The following is a 26,899-nucleotide window of genomic DNA, read 5'->3' on the forward strand; positions in this document are numbered from 1 at the left end:
GGTGCCTAGTATAGTAAATAGGTCAAATAATTAGAAAAAAGCCACCGTTTTCATTGTAAAATGGAAGTACCTATCACAGAACTTCCAATCTTACTACCCTTACCAAGGAGATGAAAACGATGGCATATTCAATATTTAACCACATTCAAGGTAAAAAAGGAAGTCGATGGGCAGAGTTCTTGAGAGAGACAGGGACAGAAAATTTAATGTTAGTGGCGATTGATGCGGCAAAGTTTACACAAAAAGCATTGATTTGTACGTTTTATGGGGACATTTTAGTCAAACCTTTCGAGTTTGATGCTTCTATGACTGGTTTCGACTATTTAAAGAGAATCATTGAGTCGGAAAAGAATAAAAACAGACTGAAAGAAGTAGTAGTGGGGATTGAAACGACAGGGCATTATTACGAGGATCTTGTTAGAAAAAGTCATTCGCTTGGCTATCATGTTCGAACTTTGAATGCAGCTACTACTGCCCAGGAAAGACAAACCCTATTAAATTGGTCTAAGACGGATAATTTAGATCTAATGGCCATTGTTCAATCCATGATTCATGGCCGGGGGACATCCAACGAGTTAGCTTCTGGTGATGTGCTAAGCCTACAGAAACTTACACGTGCCCGACGCGAATTAGTGGGGGAACGAACAGCTACTCAAAACTTGATTCGTATGCATTTAGACCATATTTTTAGGGAATTTCAGGGGAAATCCGTCTGGGTAAAAGGAAAGCGTGAAAAAGTGGAACCATTTAGTAATTTGTTTGGAAAAGCACCTCTCTACCTCATGAGGCATTATCCCCATCCAAGCGATATTTTAAAGCTTGGGGAAAAGGGATTACGTGATCTTTCCATTCGTGAAAACTTAAAAATAAGAGACAACACCATTCAGATTCTATTAAACTATGCGGAAAATTCGATATCTCAACCCAAAGCATCTTTAGAGGGGGACATTTTTCTCCTAACTCAAAAATTGGATCGTTTTGAATTATTGAATAACCAAATTGGTGAATTAGAACGTAAAATTGAAGATTTGTTTGTTGGTATGGAGGGAGCAGTTATTCTAAGTGTTCCTGGGATAGGAGTGGTTACTGGAGCTGAATTATACGCTGAAATGGGCGATATCTCCGATTTCGAACATGCGGGGCAATTAATTAAATTGGCAGGGACCAATCCTATTGTGAAGCAATCGGGAGGGAAAAGACCATCTTATTTCTGTATTTCTAAACAAGGAAGAAGAACATTCCGAAATATCACCTACCAGGTAGGTAAATCCCTAGCTGTAAATAATCCCGAAATGAAACAAAGATATAAAGCCTTTAAGGAGCGTGGAAAACTCACGGGTCAGGCCTATATAGCCTTAGGAAACCGAATGATTCGCCTAGCCTTTTCCATGATTCGAAACCATACCTTATACCATACGGATCAAGAGAACTATGTTCTAGTAGATGAAATAAGTAAGAAGCTTAGAGTCGCTAACACAAAACGGTTTTATGAAGTCCACGTCTTGTCAAATACTTGCCTATCAGCTTAATTTAGAAGTTTATCGTACCATTATTTAACCTTTTATAAATTTATTATTGTTTGAGCTAAAATGGGGCTCCTCTAGGACGTTAGATCACATTGTATTTCGTGCCTGAGGCTTTAGACCTCGTGTGCCAGCGTTATGGATCTTGTCCTGCAAATACGAATAATACGTGAAAATCGAAGTTTATATTCGCTAGGCGGTATCCCTGTAGGATGAAACGCAAGGTCCTTTCACGCTCTAGAGGAGCCCTATAATAATACTCTGTGATGGTTGATTCTTCCTAAAAATGGAAATAGGGGACTTTTCTTAAAGTTTGTCTTTTTTCTAAGAAATTTCCATTTGACTTATTTACCATTATACGCTGGCACCGATATTAAAACCATTAGAATAACATTACCTATTTCTACGGATAATAGCTTCTAAATGGAGGTGTAAAGATGACATGGAATGGTGCAAAAAAAATAATTTGGCTATTATTAGCGAGCACAATTTTATCCACAATATTTAGTACCTTAATGATGATTTTAAACATGCAAATTAAAAATGATGTAGCATTATTAAAAAGAAAATTAAGTAATTCCGGTGACAATGCTATAAGATTTCAAAAATATAGACAGCATAGGAATCTTTAAAAAAGGGTTCGGAATAAACACTTTCCACTCCCCTTTTTCTATTATGCTTCCTGCTCCTTTTGAAAAGAAAAAGAAGCTAGAAACATCAATATATAAGCAAGTAAGCTCCCGCCTAGAAAAAATACTAAGCCAGGAATGTATTGAAACAGCAAGTAGACGGCTATAACTCCAACTAGCATGGCCATTGTTTGTAGCGGTCGTGCTAGGGAGAGAATAATGGCATGCTTGATATAGTGAAAGATAGGAAAATCATAGTGAACATATAATGGAAAGATGTATAGTAAAATAACGCAAAACCAAAAAAGTAAGGATAAAAAGACAAGACTGATTACTCCATATCCAGGATTGATTTCGGCTTGGAAAAACTTCAAATCAATATATAAAAACAAACCAATCACCACTAATAAACACCCTAGTATATTCGCTTGTTTGAAATCACTTTGATAATAACCCCAAAAGGTTTCTACTATCGGTAGATCCTTCTCGCCCATTATCCATTTTCGCACAACCGAAAACATCGCCACCGTTGCTGGAAAAAAACCGAAGATGCCCAGTCCCAACATTGTACAGCCCACCCATAATGCGTTCACATACATTAACTTTGCCACGATATTGCTCCAGTGATAGACCCGAGAAAATAGTCCATCCATTTTTCCCCCTCCTTTTATTTTCCTTCCTTTTATCCATAATTTAGAAAGAAAATGCCATCCTCAAAGGAATAGCAATAAAGCACGCACCTACGATCTCGTGTGTCACCTTTACCTTCTATTCCTTATCGAATAGCTCTATTAGCCAATCATTCCATTAATTAGCTTGGTAACGATCATAAGCTGATTTTTCTACTTCTAAGTATTGCTCTTGTCCCATTTGTTTTACTTGATCAACATATTGATCCCATTCGCTAAAATCCTTGTCTCCAGCGATGAAGGCAGCTTCTGTTTCATTAATAAAAGTTTCTAAATCCGCTCCATTGGATTGTTTAAACTTCAACTCGTCATCTGTGTAATTGAAACCATTCCATATTTCCTTTGGTGCATCTGGTTGAACTTTATCGCCAACAGCTACAGAGCTTGGCAATGCTTCAGAGCCTCCAAAGTATTTTTCTTGTACATATCCAGGGTAGCTTCCACCCATCCATGTCACATATGGCGTTAATGCTTGGTCAAAGGTTAGTCCATCAGGATTATTTGTGATTTCTTCTGTGAATTGAGGTTTTTCATCCTCATTTTTTTCATAGGTTTCTCCCTCTACTCCCATAAACTGTAGGGTTGCACCTTCCTCGCTAAAGAAATAGTCCATCCAACGAATCGTCGCTTGCGGATGCTCATTTTTATTCGTGATCGCAAATGCTCCTACATGAACAAGTGGTGATTTCACATGACTATATAACGTATCCCCATGTGGTCCCTCTAATCCACCTAAACCAATATAATCCTTTTGATTTGTAAATACTGTCTCTGGATTTGGAACGATTGCTGTTCCTAGGATTCCCTGAGAGCCTTTAGCATTTAATTTATTATCATCCATTGTGTAAATCTCTTCATCAATCAAGCCCTCTTCACTCAATTTATGAATAAATTCGAGCACTTCCTTAAAGCGGTCATCTGTACGGAAGAATCGCAGTTCATTCGTTTCTGGATCAACGTCAATAAATTTATGGCCTACTCCTCTTGTTCCAACACCCCATGATCCTTTAAACGAATCCATAATTTGCGTAATACTTGTAGCACTTAAAGGTATTTCATCCTTCTTCCCATTTCCATTAAGATCTGTTTCTTTCACCGCTTTTAAATAAGCGTAAAATTCTTCGATTGTTTTCGGCTCTTCCATTCCTAACTTCTCTAGCCAATCTTCCTTCACCCATACTGGTTTACCAATTAACATTGGTAAGAACTCCGGACTATAGTAAGATGGTAAAGAATAAATATTCCCATCTGGCATCGTTAACCCTTTCTTTATATCTGGGTGTGCTTCCATTGCTGCCTTTATGTTCGGTGCATATTCTTCAATCAGATCATTTAACGGAATAAATATCCCTTGTTTCCCGTATTTATAAAGATCTGCTGATGGAATTCGCGAAGAATAGAATGCATCTGGATACTCTCCACTTGCTAACGCTAAGTTTCTTTTCTCTGTTAATGTTCCAAAAGGTACCTCATTAAAGGTCACATTCATTCCTGACTTTTCTTGATAGGTTTTAAACACTAATGTTTCCTCATAATCATCTAAATTCGGTTCATACTTTCCTGTGAAAAACGTTAAATCAACCGGTTCCTTTACAATTGGAAAGCCTTCTTTGTTCACATTATCAACTGACTCTGTTGAAACATTATTCTCCTTTTTATCGGAGGATGCGCTCTGACACCCTGCTAATACGGATGCACTCATTACGAAAGCAGCTGTTGCGGTCATTAACTTCCTTTTCTTCCTTTTCTTCATCTTCTTCTCCTCCTAAATGCTTTATCCTTTTAATGAACCAATCATGACACCCTTCACAAAATACTTTTGCAAAAATGGATAAAGCACAAGCATTGGCAAACTAGCAACAATTACTACAGCATATTTAAGCCCTTCAATTTGCATTAAATGCTCTGAAATGGCACTATCACTGGCACTTGACATTCCTGACATATCTTCTTGAATAAGCATTTGTCGCAAAAATAACTGTAATGGAAATTTGCTTTCATCATTCAAATAAATAAGAGAATCAAAGTATGCATTCCAATGTCCAACCCCATAAAACAATGTCATTACCGCAATAATCGGCATCGATAATGGCATTACAATTTTCATAAGAAAGGCTATATTTCCACATCCATCGATAGAGGCTGCTTCCTGTAATTCATTCGGAATGCTTTGAAAAAAGGTCCTCATAATAATCACGTTATAAACCGAGACCGCACCTGGCAACACAATCGCCCATATGGTATCAAGCATCCCTAAATCTTTTACCAATAAATAAGTTGGAATCATTCCACCACTGAAGAACATCGTAATCATAATAAAAACAGTAATAACATTTCTTCCATAAAAGTCTTTTCTGGATAAAGGGTATGCGATCATCACAGAAAACAGCAGGTTAATAAATGTTCCAAAAACCGTATAGATAATCGTATTTCGATACCCAATTAGGATTTTTTCATTTTGAAAAACCTTCACATATAAGTCTACTGTCATCTCTTTTGGAAATAGCCAAACGTCCCCTAGAATTGTCCGTGCTGGATTACTAAACGATGCACTTAATACATAAATTAACGGATAGATCATCAGACAAGCGATTATCCCTAACAGCGTATAGTTTAAGACTACAAATACTTTATCTTTAACACTTTCTCTCCTTAACATGAAGGATTGTCCCTCCCAAACACTGACTTACCATAAACTAACCTTATTTACCTTTCTCGCTGTATAATTGACTAATAATAAAATAATGAGATTAACAACCGATTCAAATAATCCAATCGCAGCAGAATAGCTATAATCCGCTCCTAATATTCCTGTCTTATAGACATGGGTGGAAATCACATCAGATGCACTCATATTTAAAGAATTTTGCATTAAAAATACTTTTTCAAATCCAACCCCAAGAATACTTCCACATTGCAAAATCAACATAATGATAATCGTCGGTTTGATTCCTGGTAGATTAATATGCCAGATGCGCTGTAATCTACTAGCTCCATCAATTTTGGCTGCCTCATGTAATTGTGGATCAATGGCCGATAAAGCAGCTAAGTAAATAATCGAACTCCACCCCATGTTTTGCCAAACCCCAGAAAATACAAAAATAGATTTAAACCATCCTGGCTCTGCCATAAAGTAAATCGGCTCTCCACCAAAGAAGACGATTAATTGGTTAACAATGCCTGTTTGCGGAGATAAGAATAAATAAAGAATTCCTACTACGACCACAACGGACAGAAAATGTGGAGCATATGTAATTGTCTGGATAAAGGATTTAAAGTATTTATTCTTTACTTCATTGATCATGAGTGCAAGAATAATCGGAATTGGAAACCCTACTGCTAGTTCATAAATGCCAATTAATAAGGTGTTCGATAATAATCGTTCAAAATAAAAGCTTTGGAAAAACCGCTCAAAATGCTCTAATCCAACCCAAGGACTATGTAAGATACCATCCACAGCGATAAAATCCTTGAAAGCAATTTGCACACCATACATGGGAATATATTTAAAGATGATAAAGTAAGCAATAATTGGTGTTATCAACAAATAGAGATCCCAATTTTTTCTTATTTTCATTAATCGTTTCTTCTTCTTCTGTTCCTTGACGATTTTCGTATTGATTGCTTTTTCTATCGTGGCTGGTCCTTCCAAAATCTACACCTCCCTTTCCCCTTTATGTGTTTTACCGCCACTGAATAGGTTAAAAATTAGGAATTTTCCATCTTCAAAAGGGAAGCTTGTCCCTTTTATTACGAAAAGACTGGTAACCAATTGCCATGTGCTTCGATTAATTCATCACATAAATGAACAATATCATCAATCGATAATTCCGCAGAGGTATGTGGATCTAGCATCGCCGCTTGGTATATACACTCTTTCTTTTTCGTAATAGCTGCTTCAACCGTTAAAAGCTGGGTGTTAATATTCGTGCGATTTAAAGCCGCTAATTGTTCTGGCAGCTCTCCCACAAATGTTGGCGAAATCCCACTTGCATCCACTAAACAAGGGACTTCCACACACGCGTTAGTTGGCAAATTACTAATTAACCCACCTGTATTTAGCACATTTCCACCTATCTTAATTGGTTTATCTGTTTCCATCGCTTCCATAATGTAGGAGCCATACTCATGGGTACGATTATGCGTAACATTGGGATTCCCCACTAATTCCTCTCTTTGTTTCTTCCACCTCTCTATTTGATTTTCACAGCGGCGTAAATACTCATCTATTGGAATATTGTAATCACGTATCAATTCTGGGTAGTTCTTTTTGATAAAGTAAGGATGATATTCCGCATTATGCTCCGATGATTCTGTCACATAATAGCCAAAGCGTTCCATTAATTCGAAACGTACTTTATCATTGTGTATAATGCTCTGCTTCTCTTTTGCTCTTTTTTTAATTTCTGGATAGATATCCTCTCCACGCTGGGTTATTTCAAGCAACCAAGCCATATGATTGATTCCAGCAATCTTCCACTGGATATCCTCCTTAGACATTTCTAGCGAATCTAATAAACGATTGGCACACACTTGGACACTATGGCATAAACCGACCGTTTTAATATTTGTGTATCGTAACATTGCACCAGTTATAGTAGCCATCGGATTGGTATAATTCAATAACCAAGCATCAGGACATACCTCTTCCATATCCCGTGCAAATTCAAGCATGACGGGAATGGTTCTAAGACTGCGGAATATTCCCCCGATTCCAACCGTATCACCGATTGTTTGGTGCAAACCATATTTCTTAGGAATGGAAAAATCAATAACAGTACTTGGCTTATAGCCTCCTACTTGGATGGCATTAATGACATATTTAGCACCTTGTAAAGCTCGTTTTCTATCTGTGTACGATCTAATTACTAGATTTGCCCCTACATTTTCCTTTAATTGATTTAGCATCCTGCTTGAATCTTCCAATCTTTCTAAATCAATATCATAAAGAGCAAATTCAAATTCCTGCAATGCCGCTACCTGCATACAATCGCCTAGTAGATTTTTGGCAAATATCGTACTACCAGCACCTAAAAATGTGATTTTCGACATACCTTCCTCCTCATTTTATTAATAAAAGAATGAAAGATAGCTAATCTTGCTATACAAAAAATTTACAAATTATCCACCTTTCACACAACACAATCTTGCTATACTCATCTTAAAATGGGACAGAAAGTCTTACAATGGTAAGATATTTTGAAAGGGTGGTAAAATGTTGCGGTCAAATAATCAATTAACTACTTATCGAACCTATTTTTTCCGTTTTCCTGAAAAGCAACAACAACGCATCGCTGGTATTTATACATTAGGATGGGAAAAAAGAAACAGTGCTTCTTATTATTATGATGGGCTTAAACGGTCGGAGAAGGGAAAGATTATTTTTCAATACACATTAAAGGGAGAAGGAGAAATTGTCATTGATAATCAAGTAATCCGGTTAACGCCTGGACATGCCTTTTTTGTTAATATTCCTAGCAATCATACATACTATCTTCCGAGTGATAGTGAGGAATGGGAGTTTATTCATATTACGTTATATGGAGAAGAAGTGTGGAGAAGCTATCACGAAATAGTAAAAGAACATGGAAACATCCTTCGTTTAGAAGATACTGCCTATCCGAATCAGCTTATCTTTAAGCTATTCGATAAAGCGGTTCATGAAGAAATTAAAGATGCCTTTGAGTCTTCTTCCTTTGCCTATACATTCATCATGGAGCTGAAACGGTATCTTTTGCACACTACCCAATCCAGCAAAACCATCCCAGAATCTATTTCCGACGCTATCCGTTACATGCAGCATCATTATTCCAATCCAATTATTTTAGATGATATTGTCGAAGCCTCCGGACTAAGTAAATACCATTTTTCCAGACTTTTTCAATCGATTATGCAAACAAGCCCAATGAATTTCCTAACAAAAATCCGCCTAAATAAAGCCATTGAATTAATGAAGGACCAGAATCTAACGATTGAGGAAATCGCATTAAGGGTTGGTTACTCCAATGGAAACTATTTCACGAAAGTATTCAAATCAATCATTGGCATGTCTCCTGGAAAGTATCGTAACAGTGAGAACTTTGTGCCTTTTGATGAGATTATTGGTCTTAGTTCTCCTTTTACATAGGTGAAGCAGGGAAATAAAGTCAGGGAGTAAGTTTCTCCCCTTTCATTTTCAGAACCTTCTTATCCGATACTCTTCAGAATTGGTTAAAGTTGCGGGATAGAACTTTGAAATAGAAAGACTTTTTAGAGCGATCGAATATAAAAAAGAAGGAAAGCTGACTGCAAAAGCCTGCCTCCCTTCTTCTTTATCTAGCGTTAATAGCAGTAGAGATCATCAATAACTCTTCCAAATTCTCTATCGTTTGCTGTCTCTCGCCAATCTCGATTTGTTCAATCATTTCTACAATTTTTTTGGTTAATGGCATTTGCAAACCAAATGCCTCTCCTGCTTTTATTACTGGGTTTAACTGCTCTGGCACTTCCGTTTTTCTCTTTCGAACAGCGATGTCCCTCCATATGCCAGTTCGTGTTTTAGTATATCCTCTAAGCCTCTTGACAAGGATGGTAAAGGATTGCTTGATTTCTGCTTCACTAGTGAATGGGTATACAATTGTTGGTTGCCAATCATCAAAGGATTCCGGTTTAATAGCTTTTTTTCCTGCCACTTCTAAGACTTCAGAACCAATCTTTACAACTAATGGGAAATACTTAGGATCTTCAAATACATCAGCAATTGTTTCGTTTGTTGTGGCAGTTGCCGTCAGAATGGCTCCATATGCAAGCTTGCTCCATAAATAGCCGACAATATTATCCGTTGCCTTTGCATCACCCCAAGCAGATAGAACAGAAACAAGCTGTTCTACTCTAGGAGAGATGGCACCTTCTACTTCACCGATATACAAGCTCCCTACTCCTCCATATTCAATCCGTCCTGGTTCTAAATAGTCTGCGAAAAGGTTAATAAAACAGCCCACTGTTCTCTCCATACCAATTTCTTCAGCAATTTCATATTCACATAACCCATTTTGAAAGGAAACAACATAAGATTCATCGTCTAGAAGGTCTTTGATTTTACGAACTGCCTCTCTCGTATGAAGTGCTTTTACACATAGGAATACTGTTTGGAGCTTTTCTCCCTTTTCAAGCAATTCTTCTACTGTATAAGCTTCAACAGGAGTGGTAAAGGAACCATCTTTTTGTGAAATGCTTAATCCTTTCTCTCGCATTGCTTTTACATGCTCCTCATTTATATCAATAAATTGTACCTTTTCTCCATTTCTACATAAATAAGCTCCAATTACTCCTCCGATTGCGCCCGCACCAATAACCGTAATCTTCATGCTGCTAATCTCCCTTCAAATTAGGTCTAGTTCTTCTGTCTTTTCGATCATTTCTCTAATAATAAAATTGACTTTATTCACATTTCTTCTTATTAAAGTTAGCAGACTATAGTACTTATGCTCCTCTTCCTTGCTTGCCTCTAACAATTGGATAGGTGCTAACAAAGGAATCGGAGACTGTCCCATTGCTGGATCATGATCAAATTCATCTTTTCCTACATAATTTAAGCGCACTAGTCCTTTTGATACTTTCATCTTCCAGTCATTGACTGCCGTTATTTGATCTTCAGATAGTGCATTATTTTCGATAAATTCTTCTATTTCCTTCACTTTTGTTTTTAATTGCTCGATTCTTTCTAAAGACACACTTAAAGCGGTAATTTCTGGTGCTGTTTCTTGGTATTGTCGGAGAAAACCTTGAATTTCCTCTACAGCAGCTACTTGGTCAACAGGAAGAAGTTCATTGGTACATGCATGATAGATTACTGCTAAATAGATGCTGCAATCCCTAGCTAAGTTTTCAGGATCAATCTTATCCATGGTGTCTTCTGTTGTATGCCACCACCAGCCAAATCCTCCTCCTTTTCCACCACCGAACAATCTAGAAAAAGCTTCAGAGGCTGGTGTTGTTACAGGTAATTGCTCTGATAATCCCATGAATAAGGAAGGCACACCTGGTCCCCAGAAAGATTGATCTCCTGCTCTCCCAAATCTGGAACCTCCATACTTTTCTCCTGTAAGACGATTGATTACTTGATGAGCAAGCCCTTTTGTCTCCGCCATACAGTTTCCTTCCGTAAGGATGACAGAATCTTTGGCGCCAACAGAATCGATATTCACATGAAGGATACAATTATCGTATAGTTCTTCCCAATGTTCATCACAATAGATGGTCGACCCAGCATAGCGGCCATGAGAATGCCCAGACCAGAACACTAATCGCAAGGATCGTTTTAAATCCACTTGCTCTGTTGATAGAATTCTTGCCACTTCTAGCATTGTTGCATTCGCACTGCCATTATCCATAGCTCCTAAATGCCAAGAATCGATATGACCGCTAAATAATACAAATTGATCGGAAGGTCCTTTAAGTTCTGCCTCTAATGTAGGGATATCTGTCCATTCTGTTTTCACTTCTGTTTTTAACCAAACAGGCACATTCCCTTTTACTCGAATTTTTTCTTTTATTTTCAATCCATCGCTATAATTTACGGAAACAACAGGAATTTTTGGATATTCAGCAAGTTTCTCTGGAACTGGATTTCCCCAAATAGTGGAGACAATCATCTCATGCGTATATTCTGCACTGATAAAAACAATCCCGGTTGCCCCACTTTGCTCTGCACTCTTTACTGCACCTGGAGTTGCTAGACCATCCATTAATACAATCTTTCCTGCTGCATTCACATTTTGAAAATCACTGATAGACCCCGCACCAACGTAAAAAAGCTCTCCACTTAATCCTTCCTCTTGTGTTGAGGTTGCCATTGAATGCGTAATCGAGGTGTAGTCCACGCCGTCTACTTTTAACACTGCGGAAATGGGTAAGCTTATAAATGCCTTTCTTGTGTATAAATTGGTTTTTAATCCAGCCTTTTCTAACGTCTCTTTTGCATATTGGAAGGCACGCCATTCCTCTTGGGAACCTGAGAGTCTTACTTCTGAAGAGATATTTTTTGTGAATTCCATTAACTGTTCCTTACTAACCTTCTCCAATAGAACCTCTTCCGCTATTTTCGTTGCCATTTTTTCTTCACCTCATATTTTTTTATTTTCCAAATTCCATTAAAAGAAGTGCGAACAATGCACTGCGAATTGGCATTTGCTCAATCACTAAATGTTCATGGTTCGCATGTGCTCCATCTCCAACTGCTCCTAAACCATCCAACGTTGGTGCTAACGGAGCAGTGAAGTTACCATCACTTCCTCCTCCTGTTTCCTTCTCCTTTAACTCTATTCCTAAGTATTCTTCGGCGAGGGCTTTTGCTGTTTGGAACATCGTTTTTACTTCTGTTGTTCGTTCAAGTGGCGGACGATTCATTCCTCCTGTTATTTGCAGGGATGTTCTTTCATCATACGGAGTCGTATTTGCAATTAAAGGACTAATTCTCTCAAATTCATCCTGGGTTTTTACACGTACATCTATATCTGCATGGGCTTCTGCAGCAATTACATTGGATGTCGTCCCACCTGCTACAGTCCCCACATTTACAGTCGTTCCAACATTGAAATCTGTTAAACTATGTAAATACTTAATTTGCTCGGCAATTTCTCCAATAGCGCTTATCCCCTTTTCCGGATCAATTCCCGCATGAGACGGTCTGCCCTTTACAGATAGATGGTACATTCCCACACCTTTACGGGCTGTTTTTAACGCTCCTTCTGTAGACATTGCAGGCTCTAAAACGAATACATGTTTACTTTTTTCTGCTTCTTTTTCAATAAGTTCCTGTGAGGTTAGACTGCCTATTTCTTCGTCTGAATTGAAAAGAAAAACTAATTTCTTATTTAGCTTTACTCCTAATTGTTGAAGAGCATGTACCGCAAACACGCCTTGAATTAATCCGCCCTTCATGTCAAATGCACCTGGTCCATATGCTTTGCCGTCTTCTATTTGAAATGGCATTGCTTGAATGGTTCCTCTTGGCCAAACAGTGTCAAAGTGGGCTAAAATAAGAAGCTGTTCTTCGCCTTCTCCCCATTCTGCTCGTACATGATTTCCATATGGTTCATTTTGAATCACTTCTGTTTTCCCACCTGTTAAAAGGGTAAATTGCTCGGCAATCCAGCTTGCAAGTTTATCTGTTAATTCCTTGTCAGTAGAGGGTGATTCTTTTTCTACAATCTCTTTCAACAAAGCTACCATCTCTTCTTTTTGTTCCTGTAAAAAGCTAACTAATTCTCGCAATGATAAATCCTCCCTATTTTAGACTTTTAAATACTCTTCCCGCAGAGTAGCCCCCATCGACTAGCAATGTCTGCCCTGTAACGTAAGTAGATTGACTACTCGCAAAGAACATAACCCCATCCGCAATCTCTTCTACCAAGGCTGCCCTTTGCATAGGACTAAAAGATACTTTTTCTTCGTGTTCCTTTATTGCCTTGTCTGTAGTCAATGTCTTCATTAACGTCTCTGTTTCTACTAAACCAGGACCAAGGGCATTTATGCGAATACCAAAAGGAGCTAATTCTAAAGCAAGGACCTGTGTCATCATTTTCGCTCCTGCCTTCGAAGCACAATAATGAGCAACCCCAGGGCGTGCCACTTCACTAGCGGTGGAGGTGATGTTTACAATTCTGCCCTCTAGCTTGTTCTCTATCATGCTTTTTGCCACAAGCTGGTTTAAGAAAAAAGCCGCCTTCAGATTTAAATTAAGAACAAGATCCCATTCTTGTTCCGTTATTTCAAGAAATGGAGTGGATGGATAAATCCCTGCTGAGTTCACTAAAATATCTATTTTTCCTAATGCTTTCTGTGCTGCATGTACTACCGATTCTCGAATTACTGCTTCACATAAATCGCCTACGACTATCTCTATTTTTTGATTATCCTCTGCTATTTGCTCCAACCTTTTTTTCGTTTGAAGAAGATTCTCTTCCTGTATATCAACCAATACAACGCTGGCACCTTCTTCTACAAACCTTTTAGCAATTCCTTGCCCGATTCCAGAGCCACTTCCTGTTATAATGACCGCTTCCTTTGTAAACTGTTTTTCTTTCAAAATCTCACCTCATTTTTAGCTAGAGGGATAATTCCCTCTAGTATCATTAATTTTTAAAGAAAGGAGCAAGACTTTCTTTTGGCACAGGCTTTGTAAATTTACTTACAATAAGAAGTAATAAGGTGGAAATCAACACACCAGGAATTACTTCATTTAATCCATATGGCTTTCCTAGAAGGAACCAGATAAGTACGGTCACTACCCCGCCAATCATGGAGGCCAATGCTCCCATTGTTGTTGCGCCTTTCCAATTCAAACCAAAAATTACTAGGGCAAAGAAGAAACTCGCAACAAGAGATGCTTGAACCATTACGATAAACTGAACCATATCAAATGGTTTCACTGCAAAAATTAATGGGAAAAGCGATAGAATGATAACAGCTATTCGATTAAGTCTCATTTTCTGTTTATCTGTTGCTTTCGGATTAATAATCCCATAAATATCATGGGAAATACCTGATGCTGATACAAGCATGACGCCAGAAACGGTACTCATAATGGATGCTAAAATCGCAACCATAAAGAGGGCTCCGACTAATGGAGGTAGAACATTGATTGCCATGATAGATGAAGCACTATCCCCTGTATTCAGCATTGGGAATAAAGCTCGCATTGCCATCCCGCCTAAGCAAACGGACACTCCGACTATTACTTGAAAAACAAACGAGAATCCAATTGCTAAACGAACCGTTTTTTTACTTTTTAACGTATACATTCTTGCAAGCTCATAAGGAGAAATAGCCATTGCAAATCCAAATGCTAAACCGAATCCAAGGAGATCCTTAAATCCATAGTGCCAACCTGTAATACTCGGATCCAATTCTGTTAAGAAACTCCCAACGAAAGCATAGCCCCCTGCTTGATGGAATAGGATTGGAATTGCTGCAAAGAAACAGCCTGCCATAATAATCGCTTGAATAAAATCACTATAAGCAGTTGCTTTCATTCCACCTTTCATCGTATAAATCATTGTGATGGCAATCGTAATGAATGCTCCCCATACCATTGGAATTCCAAAAATAGTCTGCATGACAATACCGCCTGCTACGTATTGCCCAATCAAATACACGGTATAAGCAATAATAATTAAGATTGCTGCGATTACTTTACCGCCCTTACTGTTATATCGTTTCTCTACATAATCAGGAACGGTTACCCCTTTAAATTGCTGGAATTTCGGAGCAACCCAGATTGCTGACACTAGCCAGCCCAGCCATAGTCCTGGCCAAAACCAAATGTAGCTTGCTCCAGTTAAATAATGTATGCCCATCGTACCAACAAAGGTACCTGCGCTCATTTGGGTTGCTGCTAAAGCAGCTCCACCGACAACAGCCCCAATGGATCTTCCCGCAACAAGATGATCTTCACTTGTTTTATTTCCGCGACCTGCCCATATTCCAATGCCTAAAATGACAACAAAATAACCAATAATGACATAATAAAAAACTGGACTAATTTCAAACATTCGCTTTCCCCCTTATTCCTTTTCCTTCTCTTCTTTCGCATTCATTGTTAATGCCCAAATGAAGTAACCACCGATAAAAACTACGGCATAAATAACCAATCCCCAAAAAGGTCCACCCATTATGCTGCCACCCCTTTATTACTTTTTCTTTCCGCTCTAAACCAAATTCCTACGATAATAATTAAACAAAGTAGTACGCCCCATGAAATGTAATTGAAAAAGTGAAAAGCACTTTCCTTATCCTTGTAGACGTAATTCACATGAGTAGGTATGTTCATGATATTGTTTTCTACTGTATCCCCTGCCTTTTTGTTGATAACTGGGAATGAGTTCTTTTGAATAATTTGCCCTTCTGGTGCTTGATAAGAAATATGAACAATATTGCTTGTTCCTAAAGTTGCTATCATCGGAACAAATAAAGGAGTTTTGAATGTATTTTCTTGGAGGTTAAAGGAGTACTCTAGTGTATATTCAAATTCGCCTGATACATTTTCAGGTAAAGAAATGTTCAATCTGCTCATGGATTCTCCCTCATCCCATGCATAGGTTAATTCTTGCCCATTCGCACTAACCTGCAAGGAATCGACGGAATTCTGACCACTTGAAGCAAATGTATGTACGATTTCTTGCTTCTCCAAAGCTTCAACGTCACTTAGCAGAATCTTTTCTGTTACTTGATAATTCCTATCCGCATCAGACTCAATGGCGATATCTGCTTGCTTTAACACGGTAGTGTCTTCTTCAGCAAAGGCCGGAAAGGAAGATAGTAAAAAAACAATAAAGACGAGGGATATAACCTTTTTCAACTAGCATCATCCTTTTCTAATAATATTGATTATTCTGTTAATTAGTTTTAAAAAAAGGGGGCTTTAAGATCCCACTCCCCAATCATAGGATTGTTTGTGAATTTCAAGAAACATGGAAGATTCCGTTGATTCAATCCCATCAATTTTTCCAAATTCTTCTTTAATAATTCGATAGATATCCGAATTTGTAGAGGTAATAATCTCCACAAATAAATCATATCGACCAGTCGATGCTGCAACAAATCTTACTTCCGGTATTTCTACTATTTGTGCAATAACTTCTTGAAGTTTATGAAGCCTAACATTCACACCAATCATAGCAACCGCATCCCTTCCTGTCTTAAAAGGATTGACGACGCCAACTATTTTCAATGTTTCCTGATCGATTAACCTTTGAACGCGATTTCTAACTGTACCTACTGTTGTATTTAACAGTTCTGCAAGTTCTGTATAGGATAATTTTCCATCTTTTTGCAATAGCTTGAGCAACTGCAAATCAAGTTCATCTAAGGTTTGTCCATCAGATTGAAAATTTTTCAACATTCACACCTCTTTTCTTTATTTTTTTCAATATTATAATAACTAAATTGAAAAGTCAATAGAATAATAGGGATATTTTTCTATTTTCTACTAAGAGATAATTCTCAAATTAACGATCTCACCCATCCTAAAAATAGGCACTCCTTCTTTTCGTAAAGGAAATTAACTTTATATCTTAAAGTATCTCAGATTGTTGACTCTCCCCTAACAGGAGAGATTACACTTATTCTTTGACCTTACTTATTATCAAGGAGATGGCAATTATGTTGAGACAGAATATTACTCTATCTATTTTACTTATAAATCTATTTATCGCTTTCCTAGGCATCGGTCTTGTTATTCCTGTTACTCCTACTATTATGAATGAGTTGCAGATTTCTGGTGCTGTGGTTGGCTACATGGTGGCGGCATTTGCGATTGCGCAGCTTATCGTTTCTCCTGTTGCTGGGCGCTGGGCTGATCAATATGGAAGAAAACGGATGATTGTAATCGGATTGTTTGTGTTTGGTGCGTCTGAATTATTATTTGGTGTGGGAGAAACAGTTAGTATTCTTTTTATTTCTCGTATGCTAGGTGGAATTAGCGCGGCGTTTATTATGCCTGCTGTTACTGCGTTTATTGCGGATGTTACAACGATGGAAGCTAGACCAAAGGCTCTTGGCTATATGTCAGCAGCTATTTCTACTGGCTTTATTATTGGACCTGGAATTGGTGGATTTTTAGCTGAAATTGGTACTCGTATGCCTTTTTATTTTGCTGGCATCTTAGGTTTTATTGCAGCGATTCTTTCTTTTTTCGCTTTAAAGGAACCAGAACGACGATTGGAGGAAAAGCAGACTAGTGAAGAAAAGGTCGGCTGGAAACGAATTTTTGCACCGTTGTACTTTATTTCCTTTCTGATCATCTTTATCTCTTCCTTTGGGTTATCTTCCTTTGAATCCCTTTTTTCCCTGTTCGTTGATCATAAATTTGGATTTACGCCGAAGGATATTGCGATTATCATTACAGGAGGAGCAACTGTTGGCGTTATTGCGCAGGTCGCTTTATTTGAAAGACTTACAAAGTGGATTGGAGAAATTCTCTTGATTCGTTATAGTCTCCTCTTTTCCACAATTCTTGTCATAGTGTTAACCGTCGTGAACTCGTACTTTCTCATTCTCTTTGTTACGATTATCGTTTTCGTAGGCTTTGATTTAATGCGCCCTGCTGTAACTACGTATCTTTCGAAAATCGCTGGCAACGAACAAGGCTTTGTCGGCGGAATGAATTCCATGTTCACAAGCATCGGCAATGTATTTGGTCCGATTATTGGGGGGATATTATTCGATATCGATCTAAATTATCCTTTCTACTTCGCTGCTGTCTTTTTAGCTATCGGAATCGCATTAACCCTGCTTTGGAAGCAAAGATCCTTAGCTAATACTTAGATTGGATGGAGTTGATAATAATGGAAGAGAAGCTTTATTCGATTGGGGAAGTCGCCAAAGTATCTAATATCACCATTAAAGCACTTCGCCATTACGATAAAATCGGCTTGTTTAAGCCTGCTTATGTGGACCCGAACACCCATTATCGCTATTATCGGGATTCCCAATTATATCGCCTCGATATTATTAAATCCCTGATTTCCATTGGAACCTCTCTTAGTGACATTAAGGAAATTCAAGAAACCGATAATCTGGATTACATTGCTTTTTTGAAAAAACAAGAAGAATTGCTTGCCGAAAAAATAGCCTCTTTACGGGAGACGCAGCATACTATTAGAGAGATAAGAGAGGAATTACAAAAACAGGAAAATCATTATCCCTTTGGAGAAGTTAATGTTGCAGAAAAAGAAGAACAGCACATTATTCAAACAAGAGTAAAAGACATCGGTCCAACCACCATCCTTAATCCTTCTTATAGCAATCTAAAGATAGCTACGAAAGAAGATTTCCGCAATAATGGATATGGATCGATTATTCCGTTTGCTTTTTACGAAAAGGTGGAAGATGTTCCTTATAGCTTTCTTTATACACCAATGCCTTTGCGAAAGCGGATTTCTGCCCTTTCAGGTGAGACGGAACAATCAATGATTGCAAAGGGGAAATATGCAAGTATTAAAGTGAAATCTACCACGTTCGAGGAATATTTTCAGACTTTGCAAAAGCTCATAGGCTATATTCAGGAGCGAGATATCATTGTTACAAGTGACATTTATGAAACATTTTCTATAGGACTTTATCAAAAGAAAGAGGAGTATGTTAGTGAATTTAGTGTGCGGATTGCGGAGAGCGAACAAAGTAAATAGGAACAGAGCGCGACTATCTGTTACCGAGTATTGCAATTTTAATGGATAGAGGGAGCAGAGCACTACTATCTGTTACCGCGCTCTTCTATTTTAATGGATAAAGGACTCAGAGAATGCCTTTCTGTTACCTCGCGCTAGAAAATCAAAAATATTTTCACCATAAAAAGTCAGGTCTAGCTTTGACCTGACTTTTTATTATTTTTCGGCAAAAATAGCACTTCAAAATCTTCTAAGCTATCAATCCCATCTGCTTCCATCTTCTCGCCAACTGCTGCTACCAATAATCGGATTCCTTCTTCTACGGCTGCCTGCTCGCTTGGCTGCAAATTTTCTAATACCGATCCCATTATTTGATGAATCGGCTTGGGAGACGTGTCTTCGATTATCTTTACCATTTTTTCTGTTAACATAATCTGCACAGAGCGTTTGTCTTGCGGATTCGGTTTCTTAATGAGAATCCCTTTTTCTGTTAGTCTTTCCACAATATCCGAAACCGTACTTTGTGTCATGCGAAGATTTTGGGTAAGCTGCTTGACACTAATTTTTTTATTTATAAAGACCTCTAGAATTACCCGTGCTTGCGGAGCAGTCAGTCCATGCTCTTCTGCGTGTCGCTGTAGGCTCTTCATAATAAAGCGATTCAAGAAATCAATTGATTCCCAAATGTACGTGGCCCTGTCTAGCATTTGTTAACTCCTTTCTTTAAAAAGTTTTATTTTAAAGAAAAACTCGCAAGCATGCTGCGAGTCCTTCTTTGCTTAGGTAAAGGTTACGATGCCTCTTCAAACTGACTATTATAAAGCTCTGCATAGAAGCCATTCTTTTCAATTAGTTCCTTATGCGTACCTGCTTCGATAATGTCTCCCTCTTTCATCACGAGGATTAAGTCTGCATTTTTTATCGTCGACAGTCTATGGGCAATAACAAAGGAAGTTTTTCCTTCTGTCAGCATATCCATTGCTTGTTGAATCAGCAATTCTGTGCGTGTATCTACAGAGCTAGTCGCTTCATCTAAAATAAGCAATGGTGCCATTTTTACCATCGCACGGGCAATGGTGATAAGCTGCTTTTGCCCTGCAGATAAGCTCGTCTTGTCATCTAAAATTGTATCATACCCGTTTGGCAATGTTTGAATAAAGTGATGCAAGCCAACTGCTTTGCAAGCTGCTTCTACTTCTTCATCAGATACGTCTTCTCTGGAATAAACAATATTATCACGGATAGAGCCTTCAAATATCCATGTATCCTGAAGAACCATGCAGAACAGGTCATGAAGAGATTCTCGTGTCATTTGGTTAGTCGGGACACCATCAATCATAATTTCTCCGCCATTCACTTCATAAAAACGCATAAGCAAGTTGATTAATGTTGTTTTTCCAGCACCAGTTGGTCCAACGATTGCTACTTTCTGACCAGCATTTACTTTTACGGAAAAATCCTTGATAACTGCTTTATCTTCACTGTAGCCAAAGCGTACATGCTTAAATTCCACATCGCCTTTGACATTTTGCAGTTTTTCTTTCTTTTCGTCTTCTTTTACAAGCTCTTTCTCTGCTAAGAATTCAAAAACACGACCACTTGCCGCTGCTGTTTGCTGTAGATTTGTCGCTGCTTGCGCAATTTGCTGCAGGGGCTGTGTAAATAAGCGAATGTACAGCATAAAGGCAACGATGACTCCAAATGAAATATGGCCATTAACAGCAAGCACAGCACCAACAATACATACAACGACATAGCCAAAGTTTCCGATAAACATCATTAATGGCATCATTAACCCTGACATAAATTGCGATTTCCACGCACTTTCAAATAGGCGTGAATTAATGGCAGAGAAAGCATCCTTTGCTTGTTGCTCTCCATTATATGCCTTCACAACATTATGACCAGAATAGATTTCTTCGATATGGCCATTTAGTTTTCCAAGTTCTTGTTGCTGTTGGGCAAAGTATTTCTGTGATTTCGAAATGATCATACCCATAGACGCAAAGCCGATAAATGTAGATAAAATAGCGGCAATAGCCATAATCCAATTTGTATAGAACATCATGATTAACGAACCGATGAACATCGTAATAGCCGTAATTAAGCTACTAACACTCTGGTTCATCGTCTGTCCAACCATATCGACATCATTTGTTACACGGCTAAGGACATCCCCTGTTGTTGTATTATCAAAATAGCTTAAAGGCAATCGATTAATTTTTCCCGAAATATCTCTTCTTAATTGCTTGGAAATCCTTTGAGTGACGGTAGCCATAATAAAACCTTGAACATAGTTGAAAATATACCCTAAACCATAAAGGAATACGAGAAAAATAGCGACATCATAGACAGCATCCAGGTTAATTTCTCCCATTAAGCCTTCTGTAATATAATCCGTCATTTTGCTAAGCTGGTCAGGACCAATAATGCTAAAGATAGAGGCTGTCATCGCAAGGATTAAAGCAAGTAAAATGATTGGAAAATACGCCTTACAGTAAACCGCTAGTTCCTTCAAGCTAGAAAATTTCATGCCTTTTGCATTTGGAGGAATCGATTTTGTTGATTGATTTTTCGTTTCTTTAACATCCTTTTTCTTAGCCAATTTCGAGCTCCTCCTTTGATAATTGTGATAAGGCAATTTCTTGATAAACATCGCAAGTAACCATCAGCTCATCATGTGTCCCTATTCCGACTACTTCTCCTTTATCTAATACAAGAATTCGGTCTGCATCCTTAATGGTTCCAATGCGCTGTGCAACAATAATGTTTGTAGCATCGTTTATTTCCTCTTTAAGCTTGGAGCGGAGGACACGGTCTGTTTTATAGTCCAATGCGGAAAAAGAATCGTCAAATAAATAGATTTCTGGATCTTTGTAAATAGCACGGGCAATCGATAATCGCTGTTTCTGACCACCAGAAAGATTGGTTCCACCTTGCGAAATAGTTCCCTCATATTGCTGATCCATTTTTTCGATAAAATCCTTTCCTTGGGCAATTTCTACGGCTCGTTTTACTTTATCTTCTGATTGCTTATTCTCCCCGCCGAAAGCAATATTGGATGTAACCGAACCACTGAACATAACAGCTTTTTGAGATACATAGCCTATTTTATCTCGCAAAGCTTCCAACTTATAATTTTTCACATTTTGACCATCCACTAAAATTTCCCCGTCTGTTGCATCCATAAAGCGTGGAATCAGGTTGAGAAGGGTACTTTTTCCACTACCAGTTGAACCAATAATGGCTACTGTCTCTCCCTTGGATGCAGTGAAGCTAATATCTCGGAGAATGTAATCACTCGCACCAGGATATTTAAAGCTAACATGGCGGAATTCGATTTCCCCTTTGCTGTCCCCTTCTGTCTTCGTGCCACTCTTTATTTTCACATCTGTATCGAGCACTTCGTTGATTCTTCTTACAGAAACAGCCGCACGAGGAAGCATGACGAATGCGACAGAAACCATCATAAAGGCCATGATGATTTGCATGGCATAGGAAGAGAATACAACCATATCAGAGAATAAAGGCAATCTATCTGCCATAGGGGCATTGTTGATGATCACCGCTCCAATCCAATAGATAGCAAGACTCATTCCAGACATAATAAGGGTAATCGTTGGCATCATAACAGCCATTGTTCTTGTTGTAAAAAGATTCGTATCTGTCAGTTCCTTATTCGCTTTCTCAAACTTATCCTCGTGGTAACGAGTTGCATTATACGCATGAACCACACGGATTCCTGATAAATTCTCTCTTGTTACCATATTAAGATTATCCGTTAACTTCTGGATTACTTTAAATTTAGGCAGGGCCACAAAAACTAGGATGGCGATTAATACTAATAATATAGCGATTGCTACACCTGTAGCAGCAGTCCATTCCCAGCTTTTTCCCATAATCTTAAAAATGCCCCAAACGGCAATAATCGGAGCCTTTATCACAATTTGCAAGCTTAGGATAATTAGAATTTGCACTTGCATAATATCATTGGTAGAACGAGTAATTAAGCTCGCTGTCGAAAAACTAGACAGTTCTTCCATGGAAAAAGATAAAGTTTTATCAAACACTTTTTTACGCAGTCGATTAGAAAAACCAGCAGCAACCTTTGCCGCAAAAAATACAGTTATAATCGAAGCGGCCATACTTCCCACTGCACAAAGCATCATAAAGGCACCTTGTTTGAGAACATCACTTAACTCACTACCTTCTGTCTGTACAAGTCTAGTGATTTCCGCCATATAATCTGGAAGTTTTAAATCAAGCCATACCTGCCCAAAGATAAAAATAAGGGCAAATGTGATAAACATCCAGTCACTTTTTTGAAAATTTTTCAAGATTTTTAACATGGAATCTATTCCTCCTCCTGCAGCAAAACACATTTATTTTTTCGCTGTAAATCCTCTCTGCTTTTCTGGACCATTTTTACAAATAATTATCAAACAAAAATTAATCGAATAAGATGTATCGTACCCGATATATCGTATGCGATTATATTAATGATTTTATCGCTAAATGTCAAACGAAAATAATTCCATCTCGTGGGTAAAGAAAAAAACAGCCCCATCGTTGGGAGCTGTTTTTCCTTTATTTTATGATTTCTTTTAACGTGCTCTTAAAGCTATTGTACACATATGTCCAAATTGCCGGATCCGTTCGGTACGTTTTTTGTAATTGCATATAAAATTCCTTTTGCTTTTCCGCAAATGCTGGGTCCTCTTTCACTGGAAGCTTAGCTCGACCTTCTGTCACCATCTCTTGTACCTCTGGCGCCCTTGGTCCCCACTTGCCGACTAGCTCCCCTTGTTCATTTAAAACAAGGACCATCGGAATAGCTCTGCCGCCGTTTGTTAAATGTCTGTCAATTAAATCCGTGTCCGCGTCTCTAAGTGCCACATGCATCTGAAGATCAGCCGCTTCCACTAATTTGCGAAGAATCGGATTAATCACCATTGCATCTCCACACCAATCCTCTGTTATGGTTAAAAAGTGGAGGTTGTGTTGCTTTAATTCTGCTGCAAAGCCATCTTCAGGCAATGTAAAGTTTTGATACACCTCATAGCTTTCCTCTTTTAATGTACTCATATTGTCCATATAATTTTGAATGGTTGAACCTTCTTCGAAATACTGTTGCTCTGTCTTCATTTATATACCTCTCCTTTTTATGTAAGCCTTGTCTATTATTTTACTATTTAACTGTTTTTCTTTCTATTTTTTAGATTTGGGAAAAATTTCTTTTTTTTGATAGATGATTGTATAGTCGTTTGATACAATGATGGAATAGTAGATTAATTAGGGATGGGAGTTATGGCATGAGGAAATTTCTTTCTACGCTTGTGATGATGGTGATTGGCGCAGCATTTGGTGGTGCGGTTGCGCTTCTTATTTTATCAGGGGATGTAAGTGTTGCTAGTGTTGTGACTAGCTTGATTTGTTTGATTGTATTTTATATTGTACATATTATTTTGCATGAAGCAGGACATTTTATTTTTGGGAAATTAACTGGATATTCTCTCGTATCTTTTCGTGTTTTTTCATGGATGGTCGTCGCAACAAAGGACGGATTAGAGCGAAAAAAACTATATATGCCAGGGACTCTCGGGCAATGTTTAATGGCTCCGCCGGCCTATGTGAAAGGGAAATTTCCATTTAAGCTGTATTTATGTGGTGGAGTCATCATGAATTTTCTTGCGAGTGCTGTCGTTGGGTTGATTGCCTGGATTGCAGGAGAATTACCTTTAGTTGCTAGTATTTTTATCCTTCTCGGGTTGCTCATCGGGTTAACGAATATTATTCCCGCTGGCTTTAATGATGGCATGACGCTAAAAATGGCTTGGAAGAAGGAAAGCAAACAGTGGCAGCTTTTTTCCCAGTTTTATATTAACGCCCAAACGTCCAACGGTGTCACTTATCAGGAGCTGCCAGAGGAACTATTTGCATTGCCCCCAGGCGATGATGGGAAGGACTATTTTTCACAGTGGACTCTCTGCATCCAGCAAGCACTGGCAATGGACCGCCTTGATTTTGAAGAGGCAAAAAGGATTAATGATATGCTGTGGGAAAGAAAAGAACAGCTTATTTCCCTTTTCAGAGTCGAGATTGCAAAAGAACGATTGTTTTTATTAGCTGTTTTAGAGGTCGATAAGGAAGAAGCACGTTCCATCTTTGCTTTGAAGGAAGTTAAACGGTTTTTAGCAATTAAACAGATGAGCAATAAACGAATCGCAGCTGCCTATGAGCTTTTCGTGAATGGGGACCGAGATAAGGCGGTTGCTCTATGCGAAGAGGGTGTTGGGTTGGAGGCTAATAATCCAAATGCTGCGGATGTTGTGTTGGAGAGGAAGATGATGGGGGTTTTGTTGGGGGATTGAGGTTTGGGTGGAGTTGATTATGTTGGTTTGGATCATATATTTAATTTTTGGATTATATCCTCTCCGCTTTGGACAATATATTTCTATTTTGAATCATATCTGTTCACCTTTGGATCATATATTTAATTTTTGGATCATATCCGCATTTTTTCCTTTCTAATTTAGGCTAACTCTACTATTAAATAGATGAAGTTAATAATTTCCACCTGAAAAAGAGTCATTTTTATTCAATTGTTTTTCGTAAAGATTAAGAATGGGGAAAAATGACTCTTTTTTTATTCAAATGTTGCTTTCGTACAACTTTGGATCATATATCCGTTTTTTGGATCATATCCTCCCTGCTTTGGACAATATATTTCTATTTTGGATCATATCTGTTCACCTTTGGATTATTTATTTAATTTTTGGATCATATCCGCATTTTTTCACAAATCTTCACTCCATTCTCTTCTTGAAAAATCATGGTTTGTAATAAACTCTGCCTTTATTTTCTCCTTTACTTGGTAAATTCATCTTTACTAGCATTTTGGAGGCGATTCCACGTGAGGTAAGCTGGGAGAATTCACGAAACTCCTTATTTGTAATGGTGGATTTTATCAATAAAAAGTAATCCATTACCGCCTTTTGATGGGCAGCTGCATCATATGTCTCACAATGAGGACAGCACCATTTCCGTTTTTGGCGAATCATTGCAAATTTCGCGCATGCTGGGCATTGCACTCCTGTAATTAGATCATTTGGTTGAATTCCATACTGTTTTAATAAATTTAAGGTTTCGGGAGTGTTATTTTTTAAGAGGTTTTTGGATATTTTGCGGAGAATCTTCCAATCAATCGCAATCATTTTATATTTTACAGAGAGTAATTCCCATTTTTCTAAAAAGCTGTGGCTGTGTATGACTTTGTCTTTAATTGCGGGATTTCCTTTTATGATGGTTGATGGCTTGCTGAAAATGACTAAGAAATCGATGGGAATTGGTGGGAAGTTGTGCAGCTTGAAGTATGTTTGCAATTGGTGCTGATGCCTTTTGGCTTGGGATATAGGATCAGAAAATCCCTCTTCCTTTTCATCAACTTTGCGAATCATTTGATTAAACTTAGCATCAAAGTAAACCTCTCCGTAATAATTTTTGCATTCAACAATGAGGCAAAACCGCTGGTTGAGAATGAGATAGTCTATCTGAAAATATGTTTTTCCATCATAAAGGCGGAGATTATGAATGATAAGACACTCTTTTTCCGGCAAAAATTGCAGATAATACTTCATTTCTTTCTCGCCGCGATAACCAGCTAAAAGTTTCCTTAAATCTTCCATTACATTCGGTCTAAGTTTATAAGTTTCTTTTAACCTTCCTACTAGCACCTCTGTTGATCTCAATCTATCACTCTTGCAAATTTCATTTAAGAACAATTTTCCACTTCCTTTCTTTTTTTCTAGATTAGTTATTCTACTTGATTGCTTGAAAATCCTTTTTGATAATGTGGCGGAATGTGCTTTGGATCATATATTTGTTTTTTGGATCATATCTGCTTTGCTTTG

The 26,899-nt window shown here is 38.0% G+C and carries 23 protein-coding genes; 6 read left to right on the top strand and 17 right to left on the bottom strand.

The genetic code is table 11. From position 1 onward, the window contains the following. Positions 1-119 precede the first annotated feature (119 nt). Together ADJ83_RS12425 and ADJ83_RS12430 are read left to right on the top strand one after the other, a co-directional pair. Complete coding sequence (locus ADJ83_RS12425; protein ID WP_016205067.1) at positions 120-1,529, top strand: IS110 family transposase; 1,410 nt, start codon at positions 120-122, stop codon at positions 1,527-1,529. A gap of 431 nt (positions 1,530-1,960) precedes the next feature. Beyond that, the gene (locus tag ADJ83_RS12430; RefSeq protein WP_048717836.1) at positions 1,961-2,155 is read left to right on the top strand and encodes a hypothetical protein; all 195 of its coding nucleotides are present in this window, start codon (positions 1,961-1,963) and stop codon (positions 2,153-2,155) included. A gap of 41 nt (positions 2,156-2,196) precedes the next feature. On the opposite strand, the gene ADJ83_RS12435 is transcribed toward ADJ83_RS12430, so the two are convergent. The 5 genes from ADJ83_RS12435 to ADJ83_RS12455 form a co-directional block, all read right to left on the bottom strand. After that, positions 2,197-2,805 (bottom strand): YesL family protein, encoded by a 609-nt coding sequence (locus tag ADJ83_RS12435; protein ID WP_048717837.1) that lies wholly within the window; start codon positions 2,803-2,805, stop codon positions 2,197-2,199. Positions 2,806-2,959: 154 nt separating this feature from the next. Then, positions 2,960-4,594 (bottom strand): extracellular solute-binding protein, encoded by a 1,635-nt coding sequence (locus ADJ83_RS12440; RefSeq protein WP_048717839.1) that lies wholly within the window; start codon positions 4,592-4,594, stop codon positions 2,960-2,962. A 21-nt stretch (positions 4,595-4,615) separates the two neighbouring features. Further along, positions 4,616-5,500, bottom strand: coding sequence for a carbohydrate ABC transporter permease (locus ADJ83_RS12445; protein WP_048717841.1), 885 nt, complete (start codon positions 5,498-5,500; stop codon positions 4,616-4,618). 27 nt (positions 5,501-5,527) lie between these two features. Continuing rightward, positions 5,528-6,418 (bottom strand): ABC transporter permease, encoded by an 891-nt coding sequence (locus ADJ83_RS12450; protein ID WP_082169269.1) that lies wholly within the window; start codon positions 6,416-6,418, stop codon positions 5,528-5,530. A gap of 173 nt (positions 6,419-6,591) precedes the next feature. Continuing rightward, on the bottom strand, positions 6,592-7,893 hold the full coding sequence (locus ADJ83_RS12455; RefSeq protein WP_048717842.1) for an alpha-glucosidase/alpha-galactosidase: 1,302 nt from the start codon (positions 7,891-7,893) through the stop codon (positions 6,592-6,594). Between the two features lie 163 nt (positions 7,894-8,056). Here ADJ83_RS12455 and ADJ83_RS12460 point away from each other — a divergent pair, with 163 nt between their 5' ends. Then, on the top strand, positions 8,057-8,968 hold the full coding sequence (locus tag ADJ83_RS12460) for an AraC family transcriptional regulator (RefSeq protein WP_082169265.1): 912 nt from the start codon (positions 8,057-8,059) through the stop codon (positions 8,966-8,968). A 184-nt stretch (positions 8,969-9,152) separates the two neighbouring features. Here ADJ83_RS12460 and ADJ83_RS12465 read toward each other — a convergent pair whose 3' ends face one another. The 7 genes from ADJ83_RS12465 to ADJ83_RS12495 form a co-directional block, all read right to left on the bottom strand. Then, a complete protein-coding gene (locus tag ADJ83_RS12465) occupies positions 9,153-10,187 on the bottom strand; it encodes a ketopantoate reductase family protein (protein ID WP_048717844.1) in 1,035 nt (344 codons plus the stop codon). A gap of 15 nt (positions 10,188-10,202) precedes the next feature. After that, on the bottom strand, positions 10,203-11,933 hold the full coding sequence (locus ADJ83_RS12470; RefSeq protein ID WP_048717846.1) for a M28 family metallopeptidase: 1,731 nt from the start codon (positions 11,931-11,933) through the stop codon (positions 10,203-10,205). A 22-nt stretch (positions 11,934-11,955) separates the two neighbouring features. Next, complete coding sequence (locus ADJ83_RS12475; RefSeq protein ID WP_048717847.1) at positions 11,956-13,095, bottom strand: M20 family metallopeptidase; 1,140 nt, start codon at positions 13,093-13,095, stop codon at positions 11,956-11,958. 13 nt (positions 13,096-13,108) lie between these two features. Beyond that, positions 13,109-13,909, bottom strand: coding sequence for an SDR family NAD(P)-dependent oxidoreductase (locus tag ADJ83_RS12480; protein ID WP_048717848.1), 801 nt, complete (start codon positions 13,907-13,909; stop codon positions 13,109-13,111). A gap of 46 nt (positions 13,910-13,955) precedes the next feature. Next, the gene (locus tag ADJ83_RS12485; RefSeq protein ID WP_048717849.1) at positions 13,956-15,374 is read right to left on the bottom strand and encodes a sodium:solute symporter family protein; all 1,419 of its coding nucleotides are present in this window, start codon (positions 15,372-15,374) and stop codon (positions 13,956-13,958) included. Positions 15,375-15,493: 119 nt separating this feature from the next. Then, entirely contained in the window at positions 15,494-16,180 is a 687-nt protein-coding gene (locus tag ADJ83_RS12490) for a hypothetical protein (RefSeq protein WP_048717851.1), read from the bottom strand. Positions 16,181-16,243: 63 nt separating this feature from the next. Next, positions 16,244-16,723: an Lrp/AsnC family transcriptional regulator gene (locus ADJ83_RS12495; RefSeq protein ID WP_048717853.1), complete on the bottom strand. Its 480-nt coding sequence runs from the start codon at positions 16,721-16,723 to the stop codon at positions 16,244-16,246. 260 nt (positions 16,724-16,983) lie between these two features. Here ADJ83_RS12495 and ADJ83_RS12500 point away from each other — a divergent pair, with 260 nt between their 5' ends. Beyond that, positions 16,984-18,147, top strand: a complete 1,164-nt coding sequence (locus ADJ83_RS12500) for an MFS transporter (protein ID WP_048717855.1) — start codon at positions 16,984-16,986, stop codon at positions 18,145-18,147. A 20-nt stretch (positions 18,148-18,167) separates the two neighbouring features. Further along, positions 18,168-19,010, top strand: coding sequence for a MerR family transcriptional regulator (locus tag ADJ83_RS12505; protein WP_048717857.1), 843 nt, complete (start codon positions 18,168-18,170; stop codon positions 19,008-19,010). A 173-nt stretch (positions 19,011-19,183) separates the two neighbouring features. On the opposite strand, the gene ADJ83_RS12510 is transcribed toward ADJ83_RS12505, so the two are convergent. The 4 genes from ADJ83_RS12510 to ADJ83_RS12525 all read right to left on the bottom strand — a co-directional run bounded on the left by ADJ83_RS12510 (position 19,184) and on the right by ADJ83_RS12525 (position 24,134). Beyond that, entirely contained in the window at positions 19,184-19,696 is a 513-nt protein-coding gene (locus tag ADJ83_RS12510; RefSeq protein ID WP_048717859.1) for a MarR family winged helix-turn-helix transcriptional regulator, read from the bottom strand. An 83-nt stretch (positions 19,697-19,779) separates the two neighbouring features. Then, positions 19,780-21,543 carry an ABC transporter ATP-binding protein gene (locus ADJ83_RS12515; protein WP_048717871.1) on the bottom strand — a complete coding sequence of 588 codons (1,764 nt, stop codon included), beginning with the start codon at positions 21,541-21,543 and terminating at the stop codon, positions 19,780-19,782. A gap of 43 nt (positions 21,544-21,586) precedes the next feature. Continuing rightward, entirely contained in the window at positions 21,587-23,338 is a 1,752-nt protein-coding gene (locus tag ADJ83_RS12520) for an ABC transporter ATP-binding protein (RefSeq protein ID WP_048717862.1), read from the bottom strand. A 238-nt stretch (positions 23,339-23,576) separates the two neighbouring features. Beyond that, positions 23,577-24,134 carry a thioredoxin family protein gene (locus tag ADJ83_RS12525; RefSeq protein WP_048717864.1) on the bottom strand — a complete coding sequence of 186 codons (558 nt, stop codon included), beginning with the start codon at positions 24,132-24,134 and terminating at the stop codon, positions 23,577-23,579. A gap of 167 nt (positions 24,135-24,301) precedes the next feature. On the opposite strand from ADJ83_RS12525, the gene ADJ83_RS12530 reads away from it, so the two are divergent. Further along, positions 24,302-25,360 (top strand): hypothetical protein, encoded by a 1,059-nt coding sequence (locus ADJ83_RS12530; protein ID WP_048717866.1) that lies wholly within the window; start codon positions 24,302-24,304, stop codon positions 25,358-25,360. 459 nt (positions 25,361-25,819) lie between these two features. Here ADJ83_RS12530 and ADJ83_RS12535 read toward each other — a convergent pair whose 3' ends face one another. Beyond that, positions 25,820-26,737, bottom strand: a complete 918-nt coding sequence (locus tag ADJ83_RS12535) for a nuclease-related domain-containing protein (protein WP_239687079.1) — start codon at positions 26,735-26,737, stop codon at positions 25,820-25,822. Positions 26,738-26,899: the final 162 nt, after the last annotated feature.

Origin of the sequence: Bacillus sp. 522_BSPC (assembly GCF_001076885.1) — a bacterium.
Classification (GTDB): domain Bacteria; phylum Bacillota; class Bacilli; order Bacillales; family Cytobacillaceae; genus Niallia; species Niallia hominis.